1 protein-coding gene is annotated in these 537 nt (G+C 62.9%); it reads left to right on the top strand.

Annotation, left to right across the window (positions count from 1 at the left end; genetic code table 11):
* Positions 1 to 537 (top strand): ATP-binding protein (locus AC1DVR_RS24045; protein WP_478003132.1); only part of this gene is annotated, 537 nt, incomplete at both ends.

Raw genomic sequence — 537 nt, 5'->3', positions numbered from 1 at the left:
GATCAAGGGGCAGCGCATCCTGCAGGATGTGGTCCTGCAGATCGTGATGTTTCTGTCCTCCGAGCTCATGTACAAGACCGCCCGCGATATTCCGGTGGCGCTGGTCATCGACGAGGCTTGGGATCTGCTCAAGACCGAGGCCACGGCGCGCTTCATTGAAGCCCTGGTGCGGCGGGCGCGCAAATACAATGCAGCGCTGATCACCGGCACGCAAAGCTTCCGCGACTATGAAGAAAATGCCGCCGCCCGGGTGTGCCTCGAAAACTCGGACTGGACCGTCGTCATGGCCCAGAAGCCCGAAACGCTGGACCTTCTGGCCTCGGAAAAGCGCCTCGCCGTGACCTCGGGCATGCTGCACCAGCTCAAATCCATCGCCCCGGTTCAGGGCCTCTATTCCGAGATGGCGATCAAGGGTCCCGAGGGCTGGGTCTTTGGCCGGCTCCTCCTCGATCCCTTCTCGCTCGCGATGTTTTCCAGCCGTGGCGAGACGGTCGAGCGGATCAGGCGCCTCCGCCAGGAGGGCGGGCTTTCCATGGT

The organism is Rhodobacter sp. P2_H5, from assembly GCF_056403335.1.
The sequence above is the reverse complement of the archived record's forward strand: the minus strand, read 5'-3'. Positions and strand labels throughout refer to the sequence as shown.